20 protein-coding genes, 1 other RNA gene and 1 pseudogene are annotated in these 23,030 nt (G+C 57.7%); 14 read left to right on the top strand and 8 right to left on the bottom strand.

What is annotated here, in order from left to right; all coding sequences use genetic code 11:
• Positions 1-5: 5 nt before the first annotated feature.
• From dnaJ to grpE, 3 genes are all read right to left on the bottom strand, one after another.
• Positions 6-1,130 carry a molecular chaperone DnaJ gene (dnaJ, locus tag IB245_RS12150; RefSeq protein WP_008029785.1) on the bottom strand — a complete coding sequence of 375 codons (1,125 nt, stop codon included), beginning with the start codon at positions 1,128-1,130 and terminating at the stop codon, positions 6-8.
• 296 nt (positions 1,131-1,426) lie between these two features.
• Entirely contained in the window at positions 1,427-3,343 is a 1,917-nt protein-coding gene (gene dnaK, locus IB245_RS12145; RefSeq protein ID WP_192227689.1) for a molecular chaperone DnaK, read from the bottom strand.
• A 102-nt stretch (positions 3,344-3,445) separates the two neighbouring features.
• Complete coding sequence (gene grpE / locus IB245_RS12140; RefSeq protein ID WP_008029789.1) at positions 3,446-4,012, bottom strand: nucleotide exchange factor GrpE; 567 nt, start codon at positions 4,010-4,012, stop codon at positions 3,446-3,448.
• A gap of 241 nt (positions 4,013-4,253) precedes the next feature.
• On the opposite strand from grpE, the gene recN reads away from it, so the two are divergent.
• On the top strand, positions 4,254-5,927 hold the full coding sequence (gene recN / locus IB245_RS12135; protein WP_007942901.1) for a DNA repair protein RecN: 1,674 nt from the start codon (positions 4,254-4,256) through the stop codon (positions 5,925-5,927).
• Positions 5,928-6,002: 75 nt separating this feature from the next.
• Here the strand turns inward: recN and fur are convergent, their stop codons facing one another.
• Positions 6,003-6,407: a ferric iron uptake transcriptional regulator gene (fur, locus tag IB245_RS12130; protein ID WP_003197684.1), complete on the bottom strand. Its 405-nt coding sequence runs from the start codon at positions 6,405-6,407 to the stop codon at positions 6,003-6,005.
• Between the two features lie 97 nt (positions 6,408-6,504).
• Between fur and IB245_RS12125 the strand changes: the two genes are divergently transcribed.
• Entirely contained in the window at positions 6,505-7,032 is a 528-nt protein-coding gene (locus IB245_RS12125; RefSeq protein WP_008029791.1) for an outer membrane protein assembly factor BamE, read from the top strand.
• Positions 7,033-7,093: 61 nt separating this feature from the next.
• Here the strand turns inward: IB245_RS12125 and IB245_RS12120 are convergent, their stop codons facing one another.
• From IB245_RS12120 to IB245_RS12110, 3 genes are read right to left on the bottom strand one after another with little or no spacing between them, the layout of a single operon-like run.
• Positions 7,094-7,408 (bottom strand): RnfH family protein, encoded by a 315-nt coding sequence (locus IB245_RS12120; protein WP_192227688.1) that lies wholly within the window; start codon positions 7,406-7,408, stop codon positions 7,094-7,096.
• Positions 7,401-7,835: a type II toxin-antitoxin system RatA family toxin gene (locus tag IB245_RS12115; protein ID WP_008029796.1), complete on the bottom strand. Its 435-nt coding sequence runs from the start codon at positions 7,833-7,835 to the stop codon at positions 7,401-7,403. Before IB245_RS12115 ends, IB245_RS12120 begins: the two co-directional genes overlap by 8 nt.
• 7 nt (positions 7,836-7,842) lie before the next feature.
• Positions 7,843-9,246, bottom strand: a complete 1,404-nt coding sequence (locus IB245_RS12110; RefSeq protein WP_008029797.1) for a sodium-dependent transporter — start codon at positions 9,244-9,246, stop codon at positions 7,843-7,845.
• Between the two features lie 118 nt (positions 9,247-9,364).
• On the opposite strand from IB245_RS12110, the gene smpB reads away from it, so the two are divergent.
• Positions 9,365-9,847, top strand: a complete 483-nt coding sequence (gene smpB / locus IB245_RS12105) for an SsrA-binding protein SmpB (RefSeq protein ID WP_008029800.1) — start codon at positions 9,365-9,367, stop codon at positions 9,845-9,847.
• Positions 9,848-9,957: 110 nt separating this feature from the next.
• Here the strand turns inward: smpB and IB245_RS12100 are convergent, their stop codons facing one another.
• Entirely contained in the window at positions 9,958-10,725 is a 768-nt protein-coding gene (locus tag IB245_RS12100) for a GntR family transcriptional regulator (RefSeq protein WP_008029801.1), read from the bottom strand.
• A gap of 262 nt (positions 10,726-10,987) precedes the next feature.
• Between IB245_RS12100 and IB245_RS12095 the strand changes: the two genes are divergently transcribed.
• From IB245_RS12095 to IB245_RS12045, 11 genes and pseudogenes are all read left to right on the top strand, one after another.
• Positions 10,988-12,682 carry a lactate permease LctP family transporter gene (locus IB245_RS12095; RefSeq protein ID WP_192227687.1) on the top strand — a complete coding sequence of 565 codons (1,695 nt, stop codon included), beginning with the start codon at positions 10,988-10,990 and terminating at the stop codon, positions 12,680-12,682.
• Positions 12,683-12,833: 151 nt separating this feature from the next.
• Positions 12,834-13,658: a (Fe-S)-binding protein gene (locus IB245_RS12090; protein ID WP_008036539.1), complete on the top strand. Its 825-nt coding sequence runs from the start codon at positions 12,834-12,836 to the stop codon at positions 13,656-13,658.
• Positions 13,655-15,109, top strand: coding sequence for a LutB/LldF family L-lactate oxidation iron-sulfur protein (locus IB245_RS12085; protein WP_192227686.1), 1,455 nt, complete (start codon positions 13,655-13,657; stop codon positions 15,107-15,109). Before IB245_RS12090 ends, IB245_RS12085 begins: the two co-directional genes overlap by 4 nt.
• A complete protein-coding gene (locus IB245_RS12080; RefSeq protein WP_192227685.1) occupies positions 15,109-15,780 on the top strand; it encodes a LutC/YkgG family protein in 672 nt (223 codons plus the stop codon). The genes IB245_RS12085 and IB245_RS12080 overlap by 1 nt, the downstream gene beginning before the upstream one ends.
• On the top strand, positions 15,777-18,587 hold the full coding sequence (locus IB245_RS12075; protein WP_192227684.1) for an FAD-binding and (Fe-S)-binding domain-containing protein: 2,811 nt from the start codon (positions 15,777-15,779) through the stop codon (positions 18,585-18,587). Before IB245_RS12080 ends, IB245_RS12075 begins: the two co-directional genes overlap by 4 nt.
• Positions 18,588-18,717: 130 nt before the next feature.
• Positions 18,718-18,990, top strand: a complete 273-nt coding sequence (locus tag IB245_RS12070) for a hypothetical protein (protein WP_008036547.1) — start codon at positions 18,718-18,720, stop codon at positions 18,988-18,990.
• Positions 18,991-19,322: 332 nt separating this feature from the next.
• Positions 19,323-19,577, top strand: coding sequence for a hypothetical protein (locus IB245_RS12065; RefSeq protein WP_192227683.1), 255 nt, complete (start codon positions 19,323-19,325; stop codon positions 19,575-19,577).
• Between the two features lie 113 nt (positions 19,578-19,690).
• Positions 19,691-20,084, top strand: a transfer-messenger RNA (tmRNA) gene (gene ssrA, locus IB245_RS12060).
• A 187-nt stretch (positions 20,085-20,271) separates the two neighbouring features.
• Positions 20,272-20,637, top strand: a pseudogene (locus IB245_RS12055) (integrase arm-type DNA-binding domain-containing protein); the annotation flags it as partial.
• A 26-nt stretch (positions 20,638-20,663) separates the two neighbouring features.
• Positions 20,664-21,962 (top strand): hypothetical protein, encoded by a 1,299-nt coding sequence (locus IB245_RS12050; RefSeq protein ID WP_225609870.1) that lies wholly within the window; start codon positions 20,664-20,666, stop codon positions 21,960-21,962.
• 118 nt (positions 21,963-22,080) lie between these two features.
• Entirely contained in the window at positions 22,081-22,905 is an 825-nt protein-coding gene (locus tag IB245_RS12045) for a hypothetical protein (RefSeq protein ID WP_192227682.1), read from the top strand.
• The last annotated feature ends 125 nt before the right edge of the window (positions 22,906-23,030 follow it).

Genomic DNA, 23,030 nt, shown 5'->3' with positions numbered 1-23,030 from the left:
ACTCCTTACAGATCGCCGAAGAAGCGCTTCACGCCTTCGAACCAACCGGTGGTTTTCGGCGAATGGCTGTTGTCGTCTGCCAGGGAGCTGCGGAACTCTTCCAGCAATTCGCGCTGACGACGGCCCAGATTGACCGGGGTTTCCACCGCCACACGGCACATCAGGTCACCGGCACCGCCGCCACGCACAGGCGCAACGCCTTTGCCGCGAACACGGAACTGCTTGCCGGTCTGAGTCCCCTCAGGGATTTTCAGTTTGACCCGACCATCAAGGGTCGGAATCTCCAGCTCGCCACCCAACGCTGCATCGACGAAACTGATCGGCACTTCGCAGAACAAGTGCTTGCCGTCACGCTGGAAGATCGCGTGCTCGCGCACGTTGATCACCACATACAGATCGCCCGTCGGACCACCCTGAGCGCCCGCCTCGCCTTCGCCGGACAGACGAATGCGGTCACCGGTGTCGACACCGGCCGGTACTTTCACGGAAAGGGTTTTGTACTCTTCAACGCGACCGTCACCGTTGCAGGAGTTGCACGGGTCGGAAATGATCTTGCCCTGGCCATGGCAGCGCGGGCAGGTCTGCTGCACCGAGAAGAAACCTTGCTGCATACGGACCTGACCGATACCGCCGCACGTCGGGCAAGTGACTGGCGAAGAGCCTTTCTTGGCACCCGAACCATCGCACGGCTTGCAATTGACCAGTGTCGGAACGCGGATATTCACGGTGGTACCGCGTACCGCTTCTTCCAGATTCAGTTCCAGGGTGTAACGCAGGTCGCTGCCGCGTTGAGCGCCGCCACGAGCACCGCCGCGACCGCCACCGAAGAAGTCACTGAAGACATCGCCAAAGATGTCGGAGAAATTCTGACCGCCAAACCCGGCACCGCCGCCACCCATGCTTGGGTCGACACCGGCATGACCGTATTGGTCGTACGCCGCGCGCTTGCTGGAATCGGACAGCACTTCGTAGGCCTCGTTGGCCTCCTTGAACATCTCTTCCGACGCTTTGTCATCGGGATTACGGTCCGGGTGGTGCTTCATCGCCAAGCGACGGTAGGCCTTTTTCAGGTCCGCTTCGCTTGTGCCACGCTCAACACCCAATACTTCGTAATAGTCACGCTTTGCCATAAGTCTTTGCACTCTTAAGGACGTTCGGCAAACCTCTCCTGAGCCCTGCCGAACTCGTTGAGCCCCAATACAGGCCCGGACCCAACTCACGTCAATTCAACGATCCTGGTCTTTGATTCATTGCGGTACTTTCGGCTCGAAAAGCAGGAGCATTCCCGGCCATACCACCAGCACACGAACTTGTCGCATGCTGTAAAAATTCGTGTACTCCAGACACGCCAACGCGGGAGCAGGCTCCCGCGCGGCGACATCCTACCAGTCACCGCCTAAAGGCAGTCAACCGGGCGACCAACAACTTACTTGTGGTCTTTGACTTCTTCGAACTCGGCATCGACAACGTCGTCGGCTTTTTCAGCTTTTTCGTCGTGCGGTGCTGCGCCTTCAGCAGGCTGAGCCTGTTCGGCGTACATCTTCTGCGCCACTGGAGCGGAGACTTTCGACAGCTCTTCAACCTTGGCTTCGATTGCAGCTTTGTCGTCGCCTTTAACAGCGGCTTCCAGAGCAACAACAGCAGCTTCGATTGCAGTCTTCTCTTCAGCAGTCACTTTGTCGCCTGCTTCAGTGACCATTTTGCGAGTCGAGTGAACCAGTGCATCGCCCTGGTTGCGGGCAGTGGCCAGCTCTTCGAACTTGCGGTCTTCCTCGGAGTTCGCTTCAGCATCGCGAATCATTTTCTCGATCTCTTCATCGGACAAACCGGAGTTTGCCTTGATCACGATCGATTGAGCCTTGCCGGTGGCCTTGTCTTTGGCGCCTACGTGCAGGATGCCGTTGGCGTCGATGTCGAAGGTCACTTCGATTTGTGGCACGCCACGTGGTGCTGGTGGAATCTCGGCCAGGTCGAACTTGCCCAGGGACTTGTTCTGGGCGGCTTGCTTACGCTCGCCTTGCAGCACGTGGATGGTCACGGCGCCCTGGTTGTCGTCGGCAGTCGAGAACACTTGCGATTTCTTGGTAGGAATCGTGGTGTTTTTCTCGATCAGCGCGGTCATCACGCCACCCATGGTTTCGATACCCAGGGTCAGCGGGCTGACGTCCAGCAGCAGAACGTCTTTCACGTCACCGGCCAATACGGCGCCCTGGATAGCAGCACCCATGGCAACAGCTTCGTCCGGGTTCACGTCTTTACGTGCTTCTTTGCCGAAGAACTCGGTCACCAGCTTCTGAACCAGTGGCATACGGGTCTGACCGCCTACCAGGATCACGTCGTTGATCGAGCCAACTTCGATGCCGGAGTCTTTCAGAGCGATACGGCAAGGTTCGATGGTGCGTTGAACCAGGTCTTCAACCAGCGCTTCCAGCTTGGCGCGGGAGATTTTCACGTTCAAGTGCTTAGGACCGGTGGCGTCTGCAGTGATGTACGGCAGGTTCACGTCGGTCGACATGCTCGAAGACAGTTCGATCTTGGCTTTTTCAGCGGCTTCTTTCAGGCGCTGCATGGCCAGCGGGTCACCTTTGAGGTTCATGCCGCTTTCTTTCTTGAATTCGTCGACGAGGTAGTCGATCAGACGAATGTCAAAGTCTTCACCGCCCAGGAACGTGTCACCGTTGGTGGCCAATACTTCGAACTGGTGCTCGCCATCGACTTCAGCGATTTCGATCACGGAAACGTCGAAAGTACCGCCGCCCAAGTCGTAAACGATCACGGTGTGATCGCCTTTCGCCTTGTCCATACCGTAAGCCAGAGCGGCTGCGGTTGGTTCGTTGATAATACGTTTAACGTCCAGGCCCGCGATGCGGCCGGCGTCTTTGGTCGCCTGGCGCTGGCTGTCGTTGAAGTAGGCCGGAACGGTGATCACCGCTTCGGTCACTGGCTCGCCGAGGTAGTCTTCGGCGGTCTTCTTCATTTTCTTCAGAATTTCAGCCGAGATCTGTGGCGGCGACATTTTCTGGTCGTTCACCTGAACCCATGCGTCGCTGTTGTCAGCCTTGACGATCTTGTAAGGGACCATCTGAATGTCTTTCTGTACGACCTCTTCGTCGAAACGACGACCGATCAGACGCTTCACCGCATACAGGGTGTTGTGCGGATTGGTCACAGCCTGACGCTTGGCCGACTGACCAACGAGGATTTCGCCGTCGTTGGCGTAAGCGATGATCGACGGCGTGGTACGCGCGCCTTCAGCGTTTTCAATAACTTTGGCTACGCCGTTTTCAAGCACGGAGACGCAGGAGTTGGTAGTCCCCAGGTCGATACCGATAATTTTGCCCATGTTCACTCTCCCGAAACTTTGGATTTGGTTGCCGCAGCAGTGGTGGCTAACTGCGGTAGCACTTAAACGCTTGACTTCTAAATGGGGGCCTTGCGGCTAATTTCAAGCCTGCTCGTCAATCGAAGGCGAAACCGGTGCCGGTGCCTTGCTGACCACGACCATGGCCGGGCGCAGCAGACGACCATTGAGCTGGTAGCCCTTCTGGAACACCTTGAGCACGCTGTTCGGCTCGACGTCAGCGCTTTCCTGCATGGCCATTGCCTGATGAAGAACGGCGTTGAACGGTTCGCCATGCGGGTCGATCGCTTCCAGCTGATAACGCTTCAGGGTGTCCTGGAACATTTTCAGGGTCAGCTCGATGCCTTCGCGCATTGGGCGGATGCTTTCATCGTCCGGGTTGGACAACTCCAGACCACGCTCAAGGCTGTCGATGATCGGCAGCAGATCACCGGCAAATTTTTCCAGAGCGAATTTGTGAGCCTTTTCGACATCCTGCTCGGCGCGACGGCGGACGTTCTGCAGATCGGCGGCAACACGCAAAGCCTGATCCTGCGCGCCTGCCAGTTGCTCTTCGAGCACTTGTACACGAGCCGCGAGGTCTTCACCCGAAGCCGCGGAGCCCTGGTTGGCTTCTTGATTTTGCGTATCCACTGTCTGTTCGTCAGCCATAGATTTCTCCTTTCAATATCGTCCGCGAGCTCAACTCGCGCTTCTGCCCAGCTATATGGGGCCGCAAAAATCAGCTTCAAGGGGTTTGTTGTGATTAACCCTACAAAAAACAGCTGCATTGTCATTTCCCGATGCGCTAACGATTTCGTCGGATCAATCAAATCGAGCTAAGAGAGGGCATTGTCAGCCGCAAATAAAACACTGTATAAATAACCAGACCTAAAGCCTGGGAGCGGCCTTTATGCTGGTGCACCTGTCCGTACACAATTACGCCATCGTTGAACATCTCGATCTCGAACTCGATCGCGGGATGAGTGTGATCACAGGGGAAACCGGCGCCGGCAAGTCGATCATGCTCGACGCCCTCGGCCTGACCCTGGGCGATCGCGCCGACAGTGGCGTGGTCCGCCCGGGCGCCGACAAGGCCGACATCCTGGCCACCTTCGACCTGGTCGATATTCCCGAAGCCAGTGCCTGGCTGGCCGAGCGCGACCTTGAAAGCGACGGCCCGTGCATTCTGCGCCGGGTGATCACCGCCGAAGGGCGCTCCCGCGGCTATATCAATGGCACGCCCTGCCCGCTTGGTGATCTCAAGGCCCTGGGCGAGTTGCTGATCGATATCCACAGCCAGCACGAGCACCAATCCCTGCTCAAGACCGATACTCACCGCCGCCTGCTCGACGAATACGCCGGCGCCACCGACCTTGCCCGCCAGGTGCAATTGGCCGCCCAGCGCTGGCGCCAGACTCGCCAGGAACTGGAGCGCCTCTCCAACTCCGGCGATGAACAACGCGCCCGCCATCAACTGCTCAGCTATCAACTCGAAGAGCTGGAAAATCTCGGCCTCGGTGACAACGAGCTGGAGCAGTTGGAGCAGGAACACAAGAACCTGACCAACGCCGAAACCCTGCTGGGCATCTGCCGGCAAGTGGTCGAACAATGCAGCGAAAGTGATTCAGGCAATGTCCTGAACGCCCTGACCGCCAGCCTCAACCGCCTGTCGAGCGTGAACAACTCGATCGGCGCGCTGGGTGAAGCCAGCAGTTTGCTGACCAGTGCGCAGATCCAGGTTGAAGAGGCTGTGGGCGAACTGAATCGCTTCCTCGATAACTTCGATGCCGACCCGGCGCGCCTGCAGTACCTGGAAGAACGCCTCGATGCGATCTACACCATGGCGCGCAAGCACCGCATCCAGCCGACCGAGGTCGCCGAGATGCAGCAGCGCTTGCTGGATGAAATTGAAACCCTCAATGCCAATGATGAATCCATCGAGCGCCTGAGCGATGAGCTGGCCTCTTATGCCCGCCATTATCAGGAGAAGGCTCGCGAACTGAGCGATCTGCGCCACCAAGCCTCCAGCAGCCTGGCCAGCGCCGTGGAGCAGGAAATCCAGCGACTGGGCATGCCCGGCGGCCGCTTCACCATCGAGTTGCGCCCCAACAGCAGCGATGAGTTGCTGCCTAACGGGCTCGAACAGGTAGAACTGCTGGTCAGCGCCAACCCCGGCCAGCCCTTGAAAGCTTTGGCCAAAGTAGCCTCGGGTGGTGAGCTGTCGCGGATCAGCCTGGCGATTCAGGTGATCACCGCACAGACCTCGCGCGTACCCACCCTGGTATTCGACGAAGTGGACGTAGGCATCGGCGGCCCGACGGCGGAGATTGTCGGCCAGTTACTGCGTCGCCTCGGTGAGCGCGGACAGGTGCTGACAGTGACTCACTTGCCGCAAGTGGCGGCGCAAGGGCATCAGCATCTATTTGTGCACAAGGTGCGTGGCGAAGAGGCGACCCACACAGCCGTCTCCAAGCTGAGCAAGAATGATCGCGTTGAAGAAGTCGCGCGGATGCTCGGCGGCATCGACCTCACCAAGGAATCCCTGGCGCACGCGAAAAAAATGGTCGTTACCGCAAAGATTTAAGAACGGCAGACAGCACGAAGGCGACCCTGGGGTCGCCTTCGTTCGTTTCGCGAATGTGAAATTCGCGCGACATGCTTACTTTTTCTTGCGCACGTACAGCACCAGATTGTGATCGACCATCTCGAAACCGTACTTGTCGACGATGGCTTTCTGCAGGCGCTCGATTTCTTCGTCGAAGAATTCGATCACTTCGCTGGTTTCGACGTTGACCATATGGTCGTGATGCTTGCCGTCATCCAGCTCGAAGACCGCATGGCCTCCGTCGAAGTTGTGCCGCACCACAAGGCCAGCTGCCTCGAACTGAGTCAGTACACGGTAAACCGTGGCCAGACCGACGTCCTCACCAGCCTCCATCAGCGCCTTGTAAACATCCTCGGCACTCATGTGGCGTTGCTCGGCGGAATCGAGCATTTGCAGAATTTTGACCCGTGGAAGGGTCACTTTGAGACCGGCTTTGCGTAGTTCGCTATTTTCAACCATGGTCAGCTTTCTCGCGATGCTGCTTCGCAGCTTCTCTTAATGCGGGTATGATCGGCGTTTACGTTGTCCCAGCCAAGATAGTGGAAGTCGCCCACCGATGCAAAACACCAAGCTCTTGCTAACCAGTTTCACCTTTGTGGGACTGCTCGCACTCGCCGGTTGTTCATTCCCCGGGGTTTACAAAATCGACATCCAGCAGGGCAATGTCGTCACGCAGGACATGATAAACCAGTTACGCCCGGGAATGACCCGTAAGCAAGTACGGTTTATCATGGGCAACCCCCTGTTGACCGACACGTTCCATGCCGATCGCTGGGATTATCTGTACAGCCTGCAACCCGGTGGCGGTGAACGCCAACAGGAACGCATTAGCGTTATCTTCAACCCAAATGACCAACTTGTCAGCCTCTCTGGTGATTTCATGCCAGGCGTGAGCCGGGACGAAGCCATTCTCGGCAAGGACAGTGGCACTAACGTGACCGCTCCTGTTGAAAACGCCGAGAAGCCGAAACCGGAAAAACCGGTCAAGCCAGGTTCGTTGCTGGATCAGATCCAGAAGGACGTGGACGGCGTAGAAACCGTTCCAGTCCCGACGCCAGAACCGCTGGAAACCTCGCCGCAATAATTTGCGACGCAATAAAAAACCCGGAATGTCCGGGTTTTTTATTGTCTGGCATTTAATCAGGTCACTGATTTCGGGCTTTTGCCTCGACGGCCTTGGCCGCGCGCAACCGGCGAACCTCTTTCGGATCGGCCAGCAAAGGCCGATAGATCTCGATACGATCCCCCGCCCGAACCTGGTGTGCGTCCGGATCGGCGATCACCTTGCCGAAAATCCCGACAGGGCATTCGCCCAGATCCAGCTCTGGAAACGCTTCGCCTATTCCCGAATCAAGCAGCGCTGCGCGCACGGTAGTGCCTGCGGGCACCGTCACACAGCGAAGCACCTGACGATCAACGGCGGCATACACCACCTCGATTTCGATCACGGGCTTAACCATGTATCTGTTTGGCGCGCTGGCAGAACGCATCGACCAGCGTATTGGCCGCCTGATTGAACAATGGCCCCAGGGTCGCGCGAACAATCGGCCCGGCGTAATCGAACGACAGGTCCAGGCTGATCTTGCAGGCCTTGTCGGTCAACGCCTTGAACACCCATATGCCATGCAACTGCGTGAATGGGCCTTCCTCGAGATTCATCTCGATCGATTGCCCGGGGACCAAGGTGTTACGCGTCACGAAATGCTGACTGAGGCCACCCTTGGCCACGCCAACGCTCGCGCGCATGTACTCGGGAGAGTTTTCCAGGACTTCGGCCGACGAGCACCACGGCAAAAACTCCGGGTAGCGTGCCACGTCATTGACCAGGTCATACAGCGCTTGTGCCGGGTACGGCAGCAGAGCCGAACGTTGAATGTGTGTCGTCATGTCAGCGTCACTTCCACAGCTGGGCGGCAAACACTACAAGAATGCCGATGGGCGCCACATAGCGCATCAAAAACAGGGACAGATTGAACAGCATGGGGTTGCGGATCGACAACTCGTCGCGCACCGCTTCACGCCCCATCACCCATCCTGCAAACACCACGAAACACAAACCACCGAGTGGCAACATGATCCGCGAGGTAAAGAAATCGATCACGCCAAAGAAATCCAGACCGCCGGCCGCACCCCATTGATAGAGATGGAACATCCCGCCTTCGTTCACGAAAAACTTGGCTTCCTTCCAGATATTGAAGGAAAACACCGTGCCCAGACCGACGAACCAGCAGGTGAACGCCAGCCAGAAAGTCACCCACGCGCGGCTGACTTTAGTGCGTTCAACCAGGTAAGCCACCATCGGTTCGAGCAATGAAATCGCCGAACTCCAGGCTGCAATCGCGACCAGGACGAAGAACACTACCCCCATCAACTGGCCAAACGCTACGTTGCCAAAGGCAAATGGCAGGCTGACGAACATCAGGCCAGGGCCTTCGCTCGGGTTCAGGCCGGCGGCGAACACAATCGGAAACAATGCCAGACCCGCAACCAGCGAAACAAAGGTATCGAGCAGCGCGACACCGACCACGGTGCCGGAGATCGACGAGTGTTTCGGCATGTAGGCGCCATAAATCATGATCGAACCAACGCCCACGCTCAGGGAAAAGAACGCGTGCCCCATGGCCGGCAACAAGCCGTCGAGGACTTTTTCCGGATGGAAGTCGAACATGAAATGCACGCCCTCCATAAAATGGCCGGTGGTCATGCTGTAACCCAGCAGCACCAGAACCATCACGAAGAGCAGCGGCATCATGATGCGCAAGCTGCGCTCAAGGCCGGCGACTACGCCCCTGGCGATGACGACAGCGGACAACAGCATAAAAATCGTATGCCAAAGTGTCAGGCGCCATGGATCGGCGATCACCTTGCCAAAGTACGCACCGACCTGATCCGGCGTTACCCCCTGAAAGTCGCCGCGCCCCATGTCGATGATGTAATCCAGCGACCAACCGCCGACGACACTATAGAAAGACAGGATCAGCAACGCCGTGATCATCCCGGCGAATGCGCCCCAGGACCACTTGCCCGAATGCCCCGCCTCCAGCGCCAACACCTTCAAGGCATTGGCCGGACTTTGCCGGGCGCGACGACCGATCAGGGTTTCAGCCAGCATGACCGGTACGCCGATCAGTGCGATACAGGCCAGGAACATCAATACAAAGGCACCGCCGCCGTAGACCCCGACCATGTACGGGAACTTCCAGATGCTACCCAGGCCCACGGCCGAACCGGTCGCGGCGAGTATGAAGACCCAGCGGCTAGCCCAACTGCCGTGGACAGAAACCTTGTCTGTCGACATCGTTACCACGTCCAAGCATTGAAAAAAGAGGGCGCATTGTCCGGGATTCAATCAACCTGCTCAAGCACGCAGCATCACCGTAGCCGACTCGCGTGCAACTCCCTATAATGCCGCCCCTATGGCTAAACAGAAGAAACACCCAACAGGGACCATCGCGCAGAATAAAAAGGCGCGACACGATTACTTCATCGAACATCGGTTCGAGGCTGGTCTGGTCCTGGCCGGCTGGGAAGTAAAAAGTCTGCGGGCAAGCAAGCTGCAACTGGTCGACAGTTACGTGCTGCTCAAGGATGGCGAAGCCTGGCTGCTCGGCAGCCACATTACGCCCCTGACGACCGCCAGCACGCACGTCATCGCCGATCCGACGCGCACCCGCAAATTGCTGCTCAACCGCCGCGAGCTGGAAAAGCTGGCCGCCGCCGTGCAGCAAAAGGGTTACGCCTGCGTGTGCCTGTCCTGGTACTGGAGCAAGCACATGGTCAAGTGCGAGATCGCTCTGGGCAAGGGCAAGAAGGAATACGACAAGCGTGATACCGAACGCGAACGCGACGCCGGTCGCGAGTTGCAGCGAGCGGTGCGCAACAAGGGCAAGGAAGAGTAATTTTTCGCCTTGAGGCCCTCTTCGCGGGCAAGCCTCGCTCCTACACGTTACCCTGTAGGAGCGAGGCTTGCCCGCGAATGCAATCGCACGAACGATACAAAACCAACTGACTACATCCCCTTGCGCCGCTCCGCCCGGGCCATGCGCTGCACTTCCTGTCGCACCTCTTCCAGCACTTCCTGTACATACAGAATGTGTCGACTGGAAACTTCCCGCGCCTGTTCCGCCCGTCCCTCGATAATCGCCATGTACAACTCCCGATGCTGCGTGATCAGCATGTCGCGGGTTTCCGTGCGCTGTTTGTACATGCCGCCAATGTTGGTCACCACGTTGCGTTTGAGCAGATCGAACAGCCCGCGAATGGTGTGCAGCAACACCGCGTTGTGACTGGCTTCGGCGATTGCCAGGTGAAACTTCGCATCCGCCGCCCCCTCTTCCGCCCGACTCACTTCATCGTGACGGGTGTAGCAGTCCTGCAATTCATTGAAGGCCGCGGTCAACCGCTCGCGATCGACATCTGTCGCCCGCATTGCTGCGTAATAGGCGCAGGACGCTTCCAGGGTATGGCGAAACTCCAGCAGATCGCGCTGGGCCTCGGGGTTGCTTTCAAGCAGATGAAGCAGCGGATCACTAAAGGTCGTGCCCAGTGACTCCACCACATAGTTGCCGCCACCCTGGCGGCTGACCAGCAAGCCCTTGGCCGCCAGCTTCTGAATCGCTTCGCGCAACGAAGGGCGTGACACGCCGAACTGCTCGGCCAATGCGCGCTCGGCCGGCAAGCGCTCACCTGCCTTCAGCGTGCCCTCGAGGATCATCCCCTCGAGCTGCTCGACAATATCGTCAGACAAACGGCGCTGACGAATTTGATCAAACCCCATAACTCAATTCTCCACGATCCCGACGGCTCGCCGGGCTCTCTATTCTGGCCTATCGGCGCTTTGCCAGCACCTACCAGACGGCATTTGTACGACCGGCTCAAACAGGCGCCACAGCGTTTGTTCGACAAAAGTTTTAGGGCGGCAAATTGACACGCCGCCTACAAGGCTTTTACCCTAGCGAACAGCGATTGTAAATTGGTATTACCAATTATCCAAGAACGCTGATCAGTGCCTGACCAACAACAATTAGGGGCCACCCCATATGCAAACCTGGCAACAGCTCTATACCCCGCTCGGCAGCCTCGGCTTTTCCGCGCTCGCAGCCGTTATCCCCATCGTGTTTTTCTTCCTGGCGTTGGCCGTGTTCCGACTCAAAGGGCACGTGGCCGGCAGCATCACGCTGGCCTTGTCCATTGCGGTGGCCATCTTCGCGTTCCAGATGCCGGTCGATATGGCATTCGCCGCCGCCGGGTATGGCTTCGCCTACGGCCTGTGGCCGATTGCGTGGATCATTGTCGCCGCCGTGTTCCTCTACAAACTGACGGTCAAGAGTGGTCAGTTCGAGGTGATTCGCAGCTCCGTCCTGTCGATCACCGACGACCAGCGTTTGCAGGTGCTGCTGATCGGCTTCTGCTTCGGTGCATTCCTTGAAGGTGCAGCCGGTTTCGGCGCACCGGTAGCGATTACCGCCGCCCTCCTGGTAGGACTCGGCTTCAACCCGCTGTACGCCGCAGGCCTGTGCCTGATCGCCAACACCGCGCCAGTGGCCTTCGGCGCCTTGGGGATTCCGATCATCGTGGCCGGGCAAGTGACCGGTATCGACGCGTTCAAGATCGGCGCCATGACCGGTCGCCAACTGCCGCTGCTGTCGCTGTTCGTGCCGTTCTGGCTGGTGTTCATGATGGACGGCCTGCGCGGCGTGCGGGAAACCTGGCCAGCAGCACTGGTGGCCGGTTTGAGCTTCGCCATCACCCAATACTTCACGTCGAACTTCATCGGCCCGGAACTGCCGGACATCACCTCGGCCCTGGCCAGCCTGATCTCCCTGACGCTGTTCCTGAAAGTCTGGCAGCCGAAACGCGCCGCAGGCCAACACATCGTCGGCGCCGTTTCGGCCTCCGTTGTGACCGCCAGCGCCGGCGGCTTCGGTCAGCCGCGCACAACCGTGGCCTCGCCTTACAGCCTCGGTGAAATTTTCAAAGCCTGGTCGCCGTTCCTGATCCTCACCGTGCTGGTCACCATCTGGACCCTGAAGCCGTTCAAGGCGATGTTCGCCGCCGGCGGCTCGATGTACGGCTGGGTGTTCAACTTCGCCATTCCGCACCTGGACCAAATGGTGATCAAGGTCGCCCCGATCGTGACCGCTCCGACCGCCATCCCGGCCGTGTTCAAACTCGATCCGATCTCCGCGACCGGCACGGCGATTTTCTTCTCCGCGCTGATCTCGATGCTGGTGTTGAAGATCAACGTAAAAACTGGTCTGACCACTTTTAGAGAGACATTCTACGAGCTGCGTTGGCCGATCCTGTCCATTGGCATGGTGTTGGCGTTTGCCTTCGTCACCAACTACTCGGGCATGTCGTCGACCATGGCGCTGGTATTGGCAGGCACCGGCGCGGCGTTCCCGTTCTTCTCGCCGTTCCTCGGCTGGCTGGGTGTGTTCCTGACCGGTTCCGACACCTCGTCCAACGCACTGTTCAGCTCGTTGCAAGCCACCACCGCGCACCAGATCGGCGTCAACGACACCTTGTTGGTGGCGGCAAACACCAGCGGCGGCGTGACCGGCAAGATGATCTCGCCACAATCGATCGCCGTGGCCTGCGCCGCGACCGGTCTGGTCGGCAAGGAATCGGACCTGTTCCGTTTCACCCTCAAGCACAGCCTGTTCTTCGCAACCATCGTCGGCCTGATCACCTTGGCTCAGGCCTACTGGTTCACCGGCATGCTGGTGCACTAAGTACTACAAGAAAAAACGCAAAAATCGACGCCGGACCACGATTCCGGCGTCAGCTATTCACAACCCGGTCTGTAAGGCTGCTGAAAGAATCTCTCTCTATATTCAGCAGCCTCAGCGGACGGATAACCGGGACCACCCGGAGACACGCCTGATGAGCGAGCTTTTTTACAACGCCGTGCCGAACGCGACCCGCGTCGCCCCGCCACTGCCCAAGCCTCGGCAATATCCCAGCGAAAAACCGGCACGGGTCTACCTGTTCGGGACCTGCGTGGTTGATCTGTTCTACCCGGAAGCCGGGATGGATGCGATTCACCTGCTGGAACGCGAAGGCATTCGTGTCGAGTACCCGCAAGGGCAAAGCTGCTGCGGGCAACCGGCCTACACCTCCGGTTACACCGACCAGGCCCGGACCGTGGCGCGCGCGCAACTGGCGCTGTTCGCTGGAGATTATCCGGTGGTGGTGCCGTCGGGATCGTGCGCCGGCATGTTGCGCGAGCACTATGCCGACTTGTTCAAGGACGAGCCGCAAACGTTGAAACAGGTTCAGGCCCTGGCGGCCCGGACGTATGAGCTGGCCGAGTTTCTGTTGTTTGTCTGCAAGGTGCAGCTCAAGGACAGCGGCGAACCGGTCAAAGTGGCATTGCACACATCGTGTTCGGCACGTCGAGAGATGAACACCCACTTGCACGGCCGCGAGTTGTTGGCGCAGTTGGGGAATGTGGAGCGAGTCGAGCACAGCCATGAAAGTGAATGCTGTGGCTTCGGTGGGACTTTCAGCGTCCGTATGCCAGACATTTCCGGCGCGATGGTGGCTGACAAGACCCGGGCGTTGAAGGAATCCGGTGCGCACAAGGTACTCAGTGCCGATTGCGGTTGCCTGATGAACATCAACGGCTCGCTGGAGAAACAGAAGGAAGCGTTGCGCGGCCAACACCTGGCCAGTTTCCTTTGGCAGCGCACCGGAGGTGTTCAATGAACGCTTCCGCGATTATTCCTACGGTTGCCGTAGAAGAAGATTTCCGCACCCGTGCTCACACTGCTTTGGGTGACAAGCAACTGCGAAACAACTTTCGCACTGCGATGGATTCTCTGATGACAAAACGGGCAGCGTCCTTCAGCGATGCCCATGAAAGAGAACATTTGCGAGCGCTGGGCAATGCTGTCCGCGCCCGTGCGTTATCGAAGCTGCCCGACCTGCTCGAGCAACTTGAACAGAACCTGACCCGCAACGGTGTGACAGTGCACTGGGCGGAAACGGTGGACGAAGCCAATGGCATCGTCCTCTCGATCATCCGCGCTCACGAGGGGCGGCAAGTGATCAAGGGCAAATCGATGGTCAGCGAAGAAATGGAGATGAACCATTTCCTCGCTGAACGGGGCATTGAATGCCTGGAATCGGACATGGGCGAATACATCGTCCAGCTCGACCACGAGAAGCCTTCACACATTATTATGCCGGCGATCCACAAGAATGCCGGTCAGGTCGCGTCCTTGTTCCATGACAAACTTGGCGTGGAATACACCAAGGACGTTGACCAACTCATTCAGATCGGTCGCAAAGTCTTGCGGCAGAAATTCTTCGAAGCGGACATCGGCGTCTCCGGCGTCAACTTCGCCGTGGCCGAAACCGGCACCTTGCTGCTGGTGGAGAACGAAGGCAACGGCCGCATGACCACCACGGTGCCACCGGTACACATCGCCGTTACCGGCATCGAAAAAGTCGTGGAAAACCTGCGTGACGTGGTGCCGCTGGTGTCACTGTTGACCCGCTCGGCCCTCGGCCAGCCGATCACTACCTACGTCAATATGATCTCCGGCCCACGCAAGGCCGATGAACTCGATGGCCCGCAGGAAGTGCACCTTGTGCTGCTGGACAACGGTCGCAGCCAGGCCTTTGCCGACAGTGAATTACGCCAGACCCTGAACTGCATTCGCTGCGGCGCCTGTATGAATCATTGCCCGGTCTACACTCGAATCGGCGGCCACGCCTATGGGGAGGTTTACCCTGGGCCTATCGGAAAAATCATCACGCCGCACATGGTCGGCCTGGCGAATGTCCCGGATCATCCGAGTGCTTCGTCGCTGTGTGGTGCTTGCGGCGAAGTCTGTCCGGTAAAAATTCCTATCCCTTCCCTACTGCGTCGCCTGCGGGAAGAGAACGTCAAAGCCCCGGACAGCCCGCATCAAGTGATGCGCGGCCAGGGCAGCAAGTATTCGCGCAAGGAGCGTTTTATCTGGAATGCCTGGGCGAAACTCAACAGCTCGCCGACGCTGTATCGACTGTTCGGCTTTGTCGCCACGCGTCTGCGCGCCCTCGCACCGAGCAACGTCGGCCCCTGGACGCAAAACCACAGCGCCCCGAAACCGGCTGCCCGCTCACTGCACGATATGGCCCGCGAGCATCTGGCCAAACAGGGAGACCGCTGATGAGCGCCAAGCAAAACATCCTCGCCAAGTTACGGAAAAGTCTGACCGGCACCACGCCCGTGCCTGACGAGTTCGACGTCGAACTGGTGACAGCGCCGTACACCTACGCACCCGAACAACGCATTCCGCAGCTGCGCAAACTGATGGAAGCGGTGCACACGGAAATCCATCTGACGTCCGGCGAAGCCTGGCCTTCGTTGCTTGCTCAGTTACTGCAGGATCGTCAGTTGCCGAGTCTGTTGATCGCGCCGACGACGCCGCACGGTCAACGTGTCACTCAGCACTGGGCGAAAAATCCCGGCTTGCCGACGCTCAAGGCCTACGAGCGTCCGGTGGAAGAATGGAAAGCCGAGCTGTTCAACGACACGCCGGCCAGCCTCACCACCACCCTCGGCGCAATCGCCGCCACAGGTAGTCTGATTCTCTGGCCGACGCGGGAAGAACCACGCTTGATGAGCCTGGTGCCACCCGTACATTTCGCCCTGCTCAAGGCCAGTGAAATCCGTGACAACTTCTATCAGGTGCAGCAGGAGTTCAACTGGGCTCACGGCATGCCGACCAACGCGCTGTTAGTGTCCGGCCCATCGAAAACGGCCGACATCGAACAAGTCCTGGCTTACGGTGCCCACGGCCCGAAAGACCTGGTGGTTTTGATCCTGGAGGACCAATGACTCTACCGGCGACTTTCCTGCGAGATGCGCAGCAACTGATACCTCAAGAGCGACGGTTCGACGACCCGCTGTCGACATTGGCGTTCGGCACCGATGCCAGTTTCTACCGGTTGATTCCGCAACTGGTGATTCGCGTCGAGTCTGAAGATGAAGTGGTGGCGCTGCTGAAACTGGCGCAACGGGATCAGGTTTCGGTGACCTTCCGCGCCGCCGGCACCAGCCTGTCCGGCCAGGCCATCAGCGATTCGGTGCTGATCGTGCTTGGGGATAACTGGAACGGACGCGAGATCCGCGGCCACGGCACGCAAATCCGTCTGCAGCCGGGCGTCATCGGCGCGCAGGCCAACGCGTGGCTGGCGCCGTTCGGACGCAAGATCGGTCCCGACCCGGCCTCGATCAACGCCTGCAAAATCGGCGGTATCGTCGCCAATAACGCCAGCGGCATGTGCTGCGGCACGGCGCAAAATACCTATCACACGCTGGCCGGTATTCGCCTGGTGCTCGCCGACGGCAGCCGCCTCGACACCGAAGATACGGCGAGTGTCGCGGCGTTTCGTGAGAGCCACGCAGCGCTGCTTGAACGTTTAGCGACACTGGGCCGCGAGACCCGCGCCAATTCCGAACTGGCTGCAAAAATCCGCCACAAATACCGTCTGAAAAATACCACCGGCCTGTCACTCAACGCCCTGGTGGATTACGACGAGCCTGTGGATATCTTGAGCCACTTGCTGGTGGGTTCCGAAGGCACGCTGGGGTTCATCAGTGCCGTGACCTACGACACAGTGATCGACCACCCGAACAAGGCGTCGGCGCTGATCGTGTTCCCGGATGTGGAGACCTGCTGCAACGCCGTCACCGTGCTGAAAAGCCAACCGGTGTCGGCCGTGGAACTGCTCGACCGTCGCAGTCTGCGTTCAGTGCAGAACAAACCCGGCATGCCGGATTTCGTACAGCACCTGTCGAATAACGCCTGCGCGCTGCTGATCGAATCCCGCGCCGCGTCGTCGACTTTGCTGCACGAGCAACTGGCGCAAATCATGGCGTCGCTGACTTCGTTCCCAGTGGAAAAACAGGTCGACTTCACCGAAGACCCAATCGAGAACGCCCGCCTCTGGGCCATTCGCAAGGACACCTTCCCCGCCGTCGGCGCGGTGCGCAAAACCGGCACCACGGTGATCATCGAAGACGTGACCTTCCCGGTAGAACAACTGGCCATCGGCGTGAATCGCTTGATCGAGTTGTTCGACAAGCATCACTACGACGAAGCGATCCTTTTCGGACACGCGCTGGAAGGTAATCTGCACTTCGTCTTCACCCAGGGCTTCAACAACCCGGAAGAAGTCGCACGCTATCAGGCGTTCATGGACGACGTGGCGCAGTTGGTCGCGGTGGAGTTCGGCGGTTCGCTGAAAGCCGAGCACGGCACCGGTCGCAACATGGCGCCGTTCGTGGAGCTGGAATGGGGCAGCGATGCCTACCAGTTGATGTGGCAGCTCAAGCGCCTGCTCGACCCCAACGGCATTCTCAACCCGGACGTGGTGCTCAGTGACGATCCGCAGATTCACCTCAAACACCTGAAGCCGTTGCCGGCCGCCGACGAGATTGTGGATAAGTGCATCGAGTGCGGTTTTTGTGAGCCGGTCTGCCCGTCGAAAGGCCTGACCCTGAGCCCGCGCCAGCGCATCGTGATCTGGCGAGACATTCAGGCAAAAAAACGCGCCGGCGTGGACACCACTGAACTCGAAGCCGCTTACGAATACCAGGGCATCGACACCTGCGCCGCCACCGGGTTGTGCGCACAGCGTTGCCCTGTAGGAATCAACACTGGCGAGCTGGTGAAAAAGCTTCGCAGCCGTAAGGCGACGCATACGAAAACCGCCAACTGGCTGGAAGGCAATTTCGCCACCGCGCTGCAAGGCGCCCGTTTCACCCTGCATGTGGCCAATGGCGCGCGGATGCTGTTGGGGGCACCACGTCTGGCGAAGCTTTCGGCAACGCTGACGAAGTTGTCCAAAGGTCAGGTCCCACAATGGACCAACGCCATGCCGCAGCCGGAAAAAGCCATTCGCTTCAGCCCGATCGTGTCGGACGAGCGCCCTCGCGTGGTGTACCTGGCGGCTTGCGTCTCGCGGGTCATGGGGCCTGCGGCCGGTGATAAAGAGCAAATGTCGCTGTACGACAAAACCCGTGGCCTGCTGGAAAAAGCCGGTTACCAGGTCGTCTTTCCGGACAATCAGGACAGTCTCTGCTGCGGCCAGCCGTTTGCCTCCAAGGGCTACGCCGAACAGGCCGAACACAAGCGCCAGGAACTGATTGGCGCACTACTGCACGCCAGCCGTGGCGGGCTCGATCCGATCTACTGCGACACCAGCCCCTGCACCTTGCGACTGGTTCAGGACCTGGGAGAGGTTCGACTGGACCTGTACGACCCGGTGCGTTTCATCCGTACGCATTTGATGGATCGTCTCGACTTCACACCGCAGGAAGCGCCCATCGCCGTGCATGTCACGTGCAGCACTCAGCACCTCGGGGAAAGCCAGGCGCTGATTGATCTGGCGCGCAAGTGCAGCAAAAACGTGGTCATTCCCGAAGGCATTCACTGCTGTGGATTTGCCGGCGACAAGGGCTTCACCACGCCGGAGCTGAATGCCCATTCGCTGCGTACGCTCAAGGACGCGGTGCAACAGTGCAGCGAGGGGATTTCGACCAGCCGCACCTGTGAGATCGGTCTGACGCAACATGGCGGAATCGACTACCACGGGCTGGTCTATCTGGTGGATCGGGTCACACAGCCGAGGGGCATCTGAAGAAAAATAGAACCCTGACGAAACGTCGTAGTCCACTGGTTAAGCCCGGACATTGCCGGGCCTTACCCAACCTCGGCAGCCCGTTCTGATGGCCAGCAAATGCCTGGACCCTCAGTTCAAGGAGATACTCATGAAACGTTCTGTACTGTTAGGTCTGTTCGTTACTGTCTCGCTGATGGCGTCCCCCTCGTTTGCCGCTGAAGACCTCTGTGCGGTCAACATTAAAACCATCGAAAATGCCAGGGCACAGACTCCTCCAGAAATGTCTGATCAGGTAATGGACAGCGTCAAGCAAGCCAAAGCCGATCAGGCAAAAGGCACCAAGGAAGGGACTGACGATTGCATCGCCGAGACAGAACAAACGATCAAGCAAATCAAGGACGCGAACAAAGGCGGGAAGTAACCCGGCACAATGCCAACCTTCGGGTGGGCTTTCCTGGCGTTCAACTCGCAGGCTTGTTGCTCATCAAGATTCACAGAGCAACAGGCCAGGGAGCGCTCAGGATGGCTCCACCCAATGCGAAACAAACCAAAACCCGCTAACTGCGGGTTTTGTTGCTTCTGGGGTTTGGGCATGCATGGACCTTTTTTTCCATAGCCTTTGGGTGAAAAGCGAATTCCTGCGCAGCGTCGTAGTCTTTTAAGTAGGGCCGATCAATCGTGGCTTGTTTTTCGACCTCGGCCGAGCCCCCGTCCCTATGGCAGCACCGAGACTACCCGTACAAGGAAATACCCATGAAACGTACCGCGATCGCTGGTTTGCTCATGTCTGCTGCACTGTTGGCTTCTCCCGTATTTGCAGCGGACAACGACCTGTGTACGAGCAAGCTGCAACAGCTCAAAGCCAAAGTGAATGCACTGCCGGCGAGCCCTGACAACACCACAATGGAGATCAAAAGACTGCTGGCCAGCGCCGAAGCTTCCAAAGCTGCCGGGGACGACAAAAAATGCGTCACCGAGGCCACCCAGGGATTGTCGCTGGCAAACTGAGCAAAGATCCCAACCCATGATCACTCGCGCCAAGCATCGGGTGGCCTTCTGAGCCACGTTGGCGTACACTGCGCAGGCTTGCTGCTCACTTTGATTCACAGAGCAACAGGCACGGGGCCGTTTAGGATTCGACGCCGGTCGCGAAACTTTAGGTGCATGCCGAGTTGGTAACAGAACTCGTAAATCCACTGTTGCAACTTCTTATAGTTGCCAATGACGAAACCTACGGGGAATACGCTCTCGCTGCGTAAGCAGCCTTAGCCCTTCCCTCCTGGTACCTTCGGGTCCAGCAATCATCAGGGGATGTCTGTAAACCCAAAGTGATTGTCATATAGAACAGAATCGCCGTGCAGTACGTTGTGGACGAAGCGGCTAAAACTTACACAACTCGCCCAAAGCACCCTGCCCGTCGGGTCGCTGCGGGTTAACTTAATAGACACGGCTACGCATGTAGTACCGACAGCGGAGTACTGGCGGACGGGGGTTCAAATCCCCCCGGCTCCACCACTTCATCATCTAAAGACGTCCACGGACGTCTTTTTTTGTGCCGGCGATCCAGTAAATACGCGGCCTTCAGCGCTTTTGCGGTCTTCTGAGATTTTTTGAGTTCCAGCCATTCGGGTATTCCAGACGGTATTCCAGTCCATCCGGTGCTAATCTTTGGAATACCGAATCAGTGCCTGAGGACAATCTCATGCCTGCCCAAAACCTCCGCCTCTCCGATCGACAGCTCAAGGGAGTCAAACCCGCGTCCAAGGATTACGTCCTCACTGACGGTGACGGTTTGCAGCTCCGCGTACGCAGCAACGGCTCGTTGCTGTGGAATTTCAACTACCGCGAGCCGGTAACCAAGAAGCGCATCAACATCGGCTTCGGGACCTACCCCGAACTGTCACTGGCGAACGCACGAAAGATGGCAGTCGATGCACGCGAGCTGCTCGCCCAGGGTATTGATCCGAAGGTGCAGCGCAACACGCTGAATGAAGCCAAGCGTGCGGAAACGGCACACACCTTCGAGAATGTGGCTACGGCTTGGTTCGAGCTCAAGAAAGACTCGGTCATATAAACCGCTTGGTGTTTCAGAACATGGGAGTCAAGAAACACGGTCGACGTAATCTGAGCTACGCCATGTACACGGGCGCCGACGTTGCGGTAGCACTCGGTGTGGCCGAGCGCAGCGGCTCCGTTAAGAACAATGTCAGTGGTACCGGTTGGGAAAATGGAGAGCGCGTTTCTGTTGGCTGCTCGTACAAAGGGAGGGTCTGGTCGCGAGAGCAAGGCTCCACACCGGAGTTCGTTCGCTGGTGCGCGGCGGCTGGCGCCAAACTTCTCGATGACAGTATCGTTGTCGATGACATCATTGCAAATGTCCTCATTCCTAAGAATGTGGCAGGATTTCCAAGCGACAGGAATGTGCTTGCTGTCGAGTGGCCGGCTGAAATCATGGGTATTGCAGAGGACAGGGTCGTGCTCACCACGCGGGCGTTTCCAAACGGCCTTCCTATCACGTTCATCGATCTGAAATACCTTGATGTGCGAGATAACAGCGTGAGGTTTGCCCTAAGCTGTGACGAGGCCGGCCAGTTCGCGGAGTTCACCTTAACGGTAGGTGGAGAGGCCGGCTTCGTCGTCGCACAGACAAGCGGTGAGGCAGTCGAACTCACCATCGGGAGAGCGTCAGGAGCGCTCAGCCAATATCTGAGTTCATACCCACCGCTGGTACGGTTCGTCGACCTGAGTGAACTGGACGGCAACATGCTTATCGAGCCTAAAGATCCCAGGCATCTTGAAATCGGAGAAGAGCGCTTCGAGGCTTGGGACTGGGCAGGGGTCGACATCACAAAAGAATCCTACTGGAAAGACGGCATTGCACGTGCTGACGCTGTTCAGTGGAAAGCCGCCCAACATTTCATCCAAGGTGATTTTGACATCGTTTTCGACGACGACGGCGCCGGTGAGGCGGCGGATCTTGTCTGTCTCAAGGAGGAAGATAATCGTATACGACTTGCGCTGATCCACTGCAAATATGCCGGAGGAGATACCCCCGGCGAACGCGTGAAGGATGTCGTGGAGGTCTGCTCTCAAGCGGTCAGGTCGGCCAAGTGGAAATGGCGCTTTTCTGAACTCAGCAAGCACATGCAAAGGCGTGAGGATCGGCTGCGCTCCCTACATCGTCCAACGCGCTACCTTGCTGGAAATGGGTTGAGGCTCAATGAGTTGATCAAGACAGCGCGCTTCAAACCCATTGAAGCCGAAATTCTGATTGTTCAGCCGGGTCTATCTGCTGGTAATCGTACCGCTGATCAAAACCTCGTGCTGGCCGCCGCTGTGGCATATCTCAAGGAAACGATTGGGTGTGATATGGACATCGTTTGCAGTGGGTAGGCCGCGGTGGTGGTACGGTCAGTGCCTTCGGTGTGAGGTTACCCTTGCGAGGATTGCCGCTACGATCCGTCACCGCTAAGGTAATTGGCTCAAAATGAACTCCTAGGAAGAATGGCTCATGGAAAAGGAAATCGTACAGAGGGCAGTCAGTCGACTTGCCAATACTATGCGTATCTACGGAGAGGAACATATTCGCTACAAAGGATTGGTTGCAATTGACAAAGAGGAAGCCATAGAAAATTTGGATAGAGCGTGGGAGGCGACGCTAGAAGCTTTTCATACATTATATGACGTTTCTAAGGATGATTTCGATTACTTTGCGCAACCAGATACATCATTGCTAATTGCTTTACGCAATGCGCTGCATCACCGCGATCACTCGTTATTTTCCAGTTTGCTTCCTGAATTGTGGCTCAACGAAGGCGCCGAGCGGTTAGAGGGTGCGGCATTTCTGCTGGCGGGTCATAAATCCAAAGGTGGTGCAAGATCATGTATGCATCACTTCGTCAAACTTGAAGATATATATTCGCGCCTAGATCCTAGCAAGAATTCATCAGAACTCCTGCGACTCGGGAAACCATCTGACATCCAAAAGCGGTTCAATCTTATAGCAGAAGGCCTTAAATTTAAAAAGGTTTTGGCAGAAGCTCAGGCCGAACGATATCCAGAAAAACAAGTATATCTAGATATCATGCCTATTTTTATCTCCGGCGTATGCAGGGTGTTCAAAGCCCTCAAATTTCTGGGGATAGAGTTTAAAGGATACGACGCAAAAACCTACGAAAAGTGTTTCACGGAAGAGTTAGAAGTAGACCTCGCTTCCTTCGAGTTTAAAATACTCAGAATGAACATGATCCAGCTTCACCTTGGACCTGCCCTGACAATCAATGAGGCTGCCACTGTGTATGTCCGCAAGAGGAAACCTTGCGAAGAAGACGCCTAAAATATTTTCTGAAAGTCATACATTGCATAGCTTATTACGTGAATGCGAGTTTAGGGGGCGCAGAGTGACAGCTCCTGGCCGATAACCGCCTCTCGTAATGACTGCTACCACGGATGTGACCATCA

The sequence above is a fragment of the Pseudomonas sp. PDM02 genome (assembly GCF_014852285.1).
Lineage (GTDB): Bacteria > Pseudomonadota > Gammaproteobacteria > Pseudomonadales > Pseudomonadaceae > Aquipseudomonas > Aquipseudomonas migulae.
Note: the sequence above shows the minus strand (reverse complement) of the source record. Positions and strands in the feature narration are given on the sequence as shown.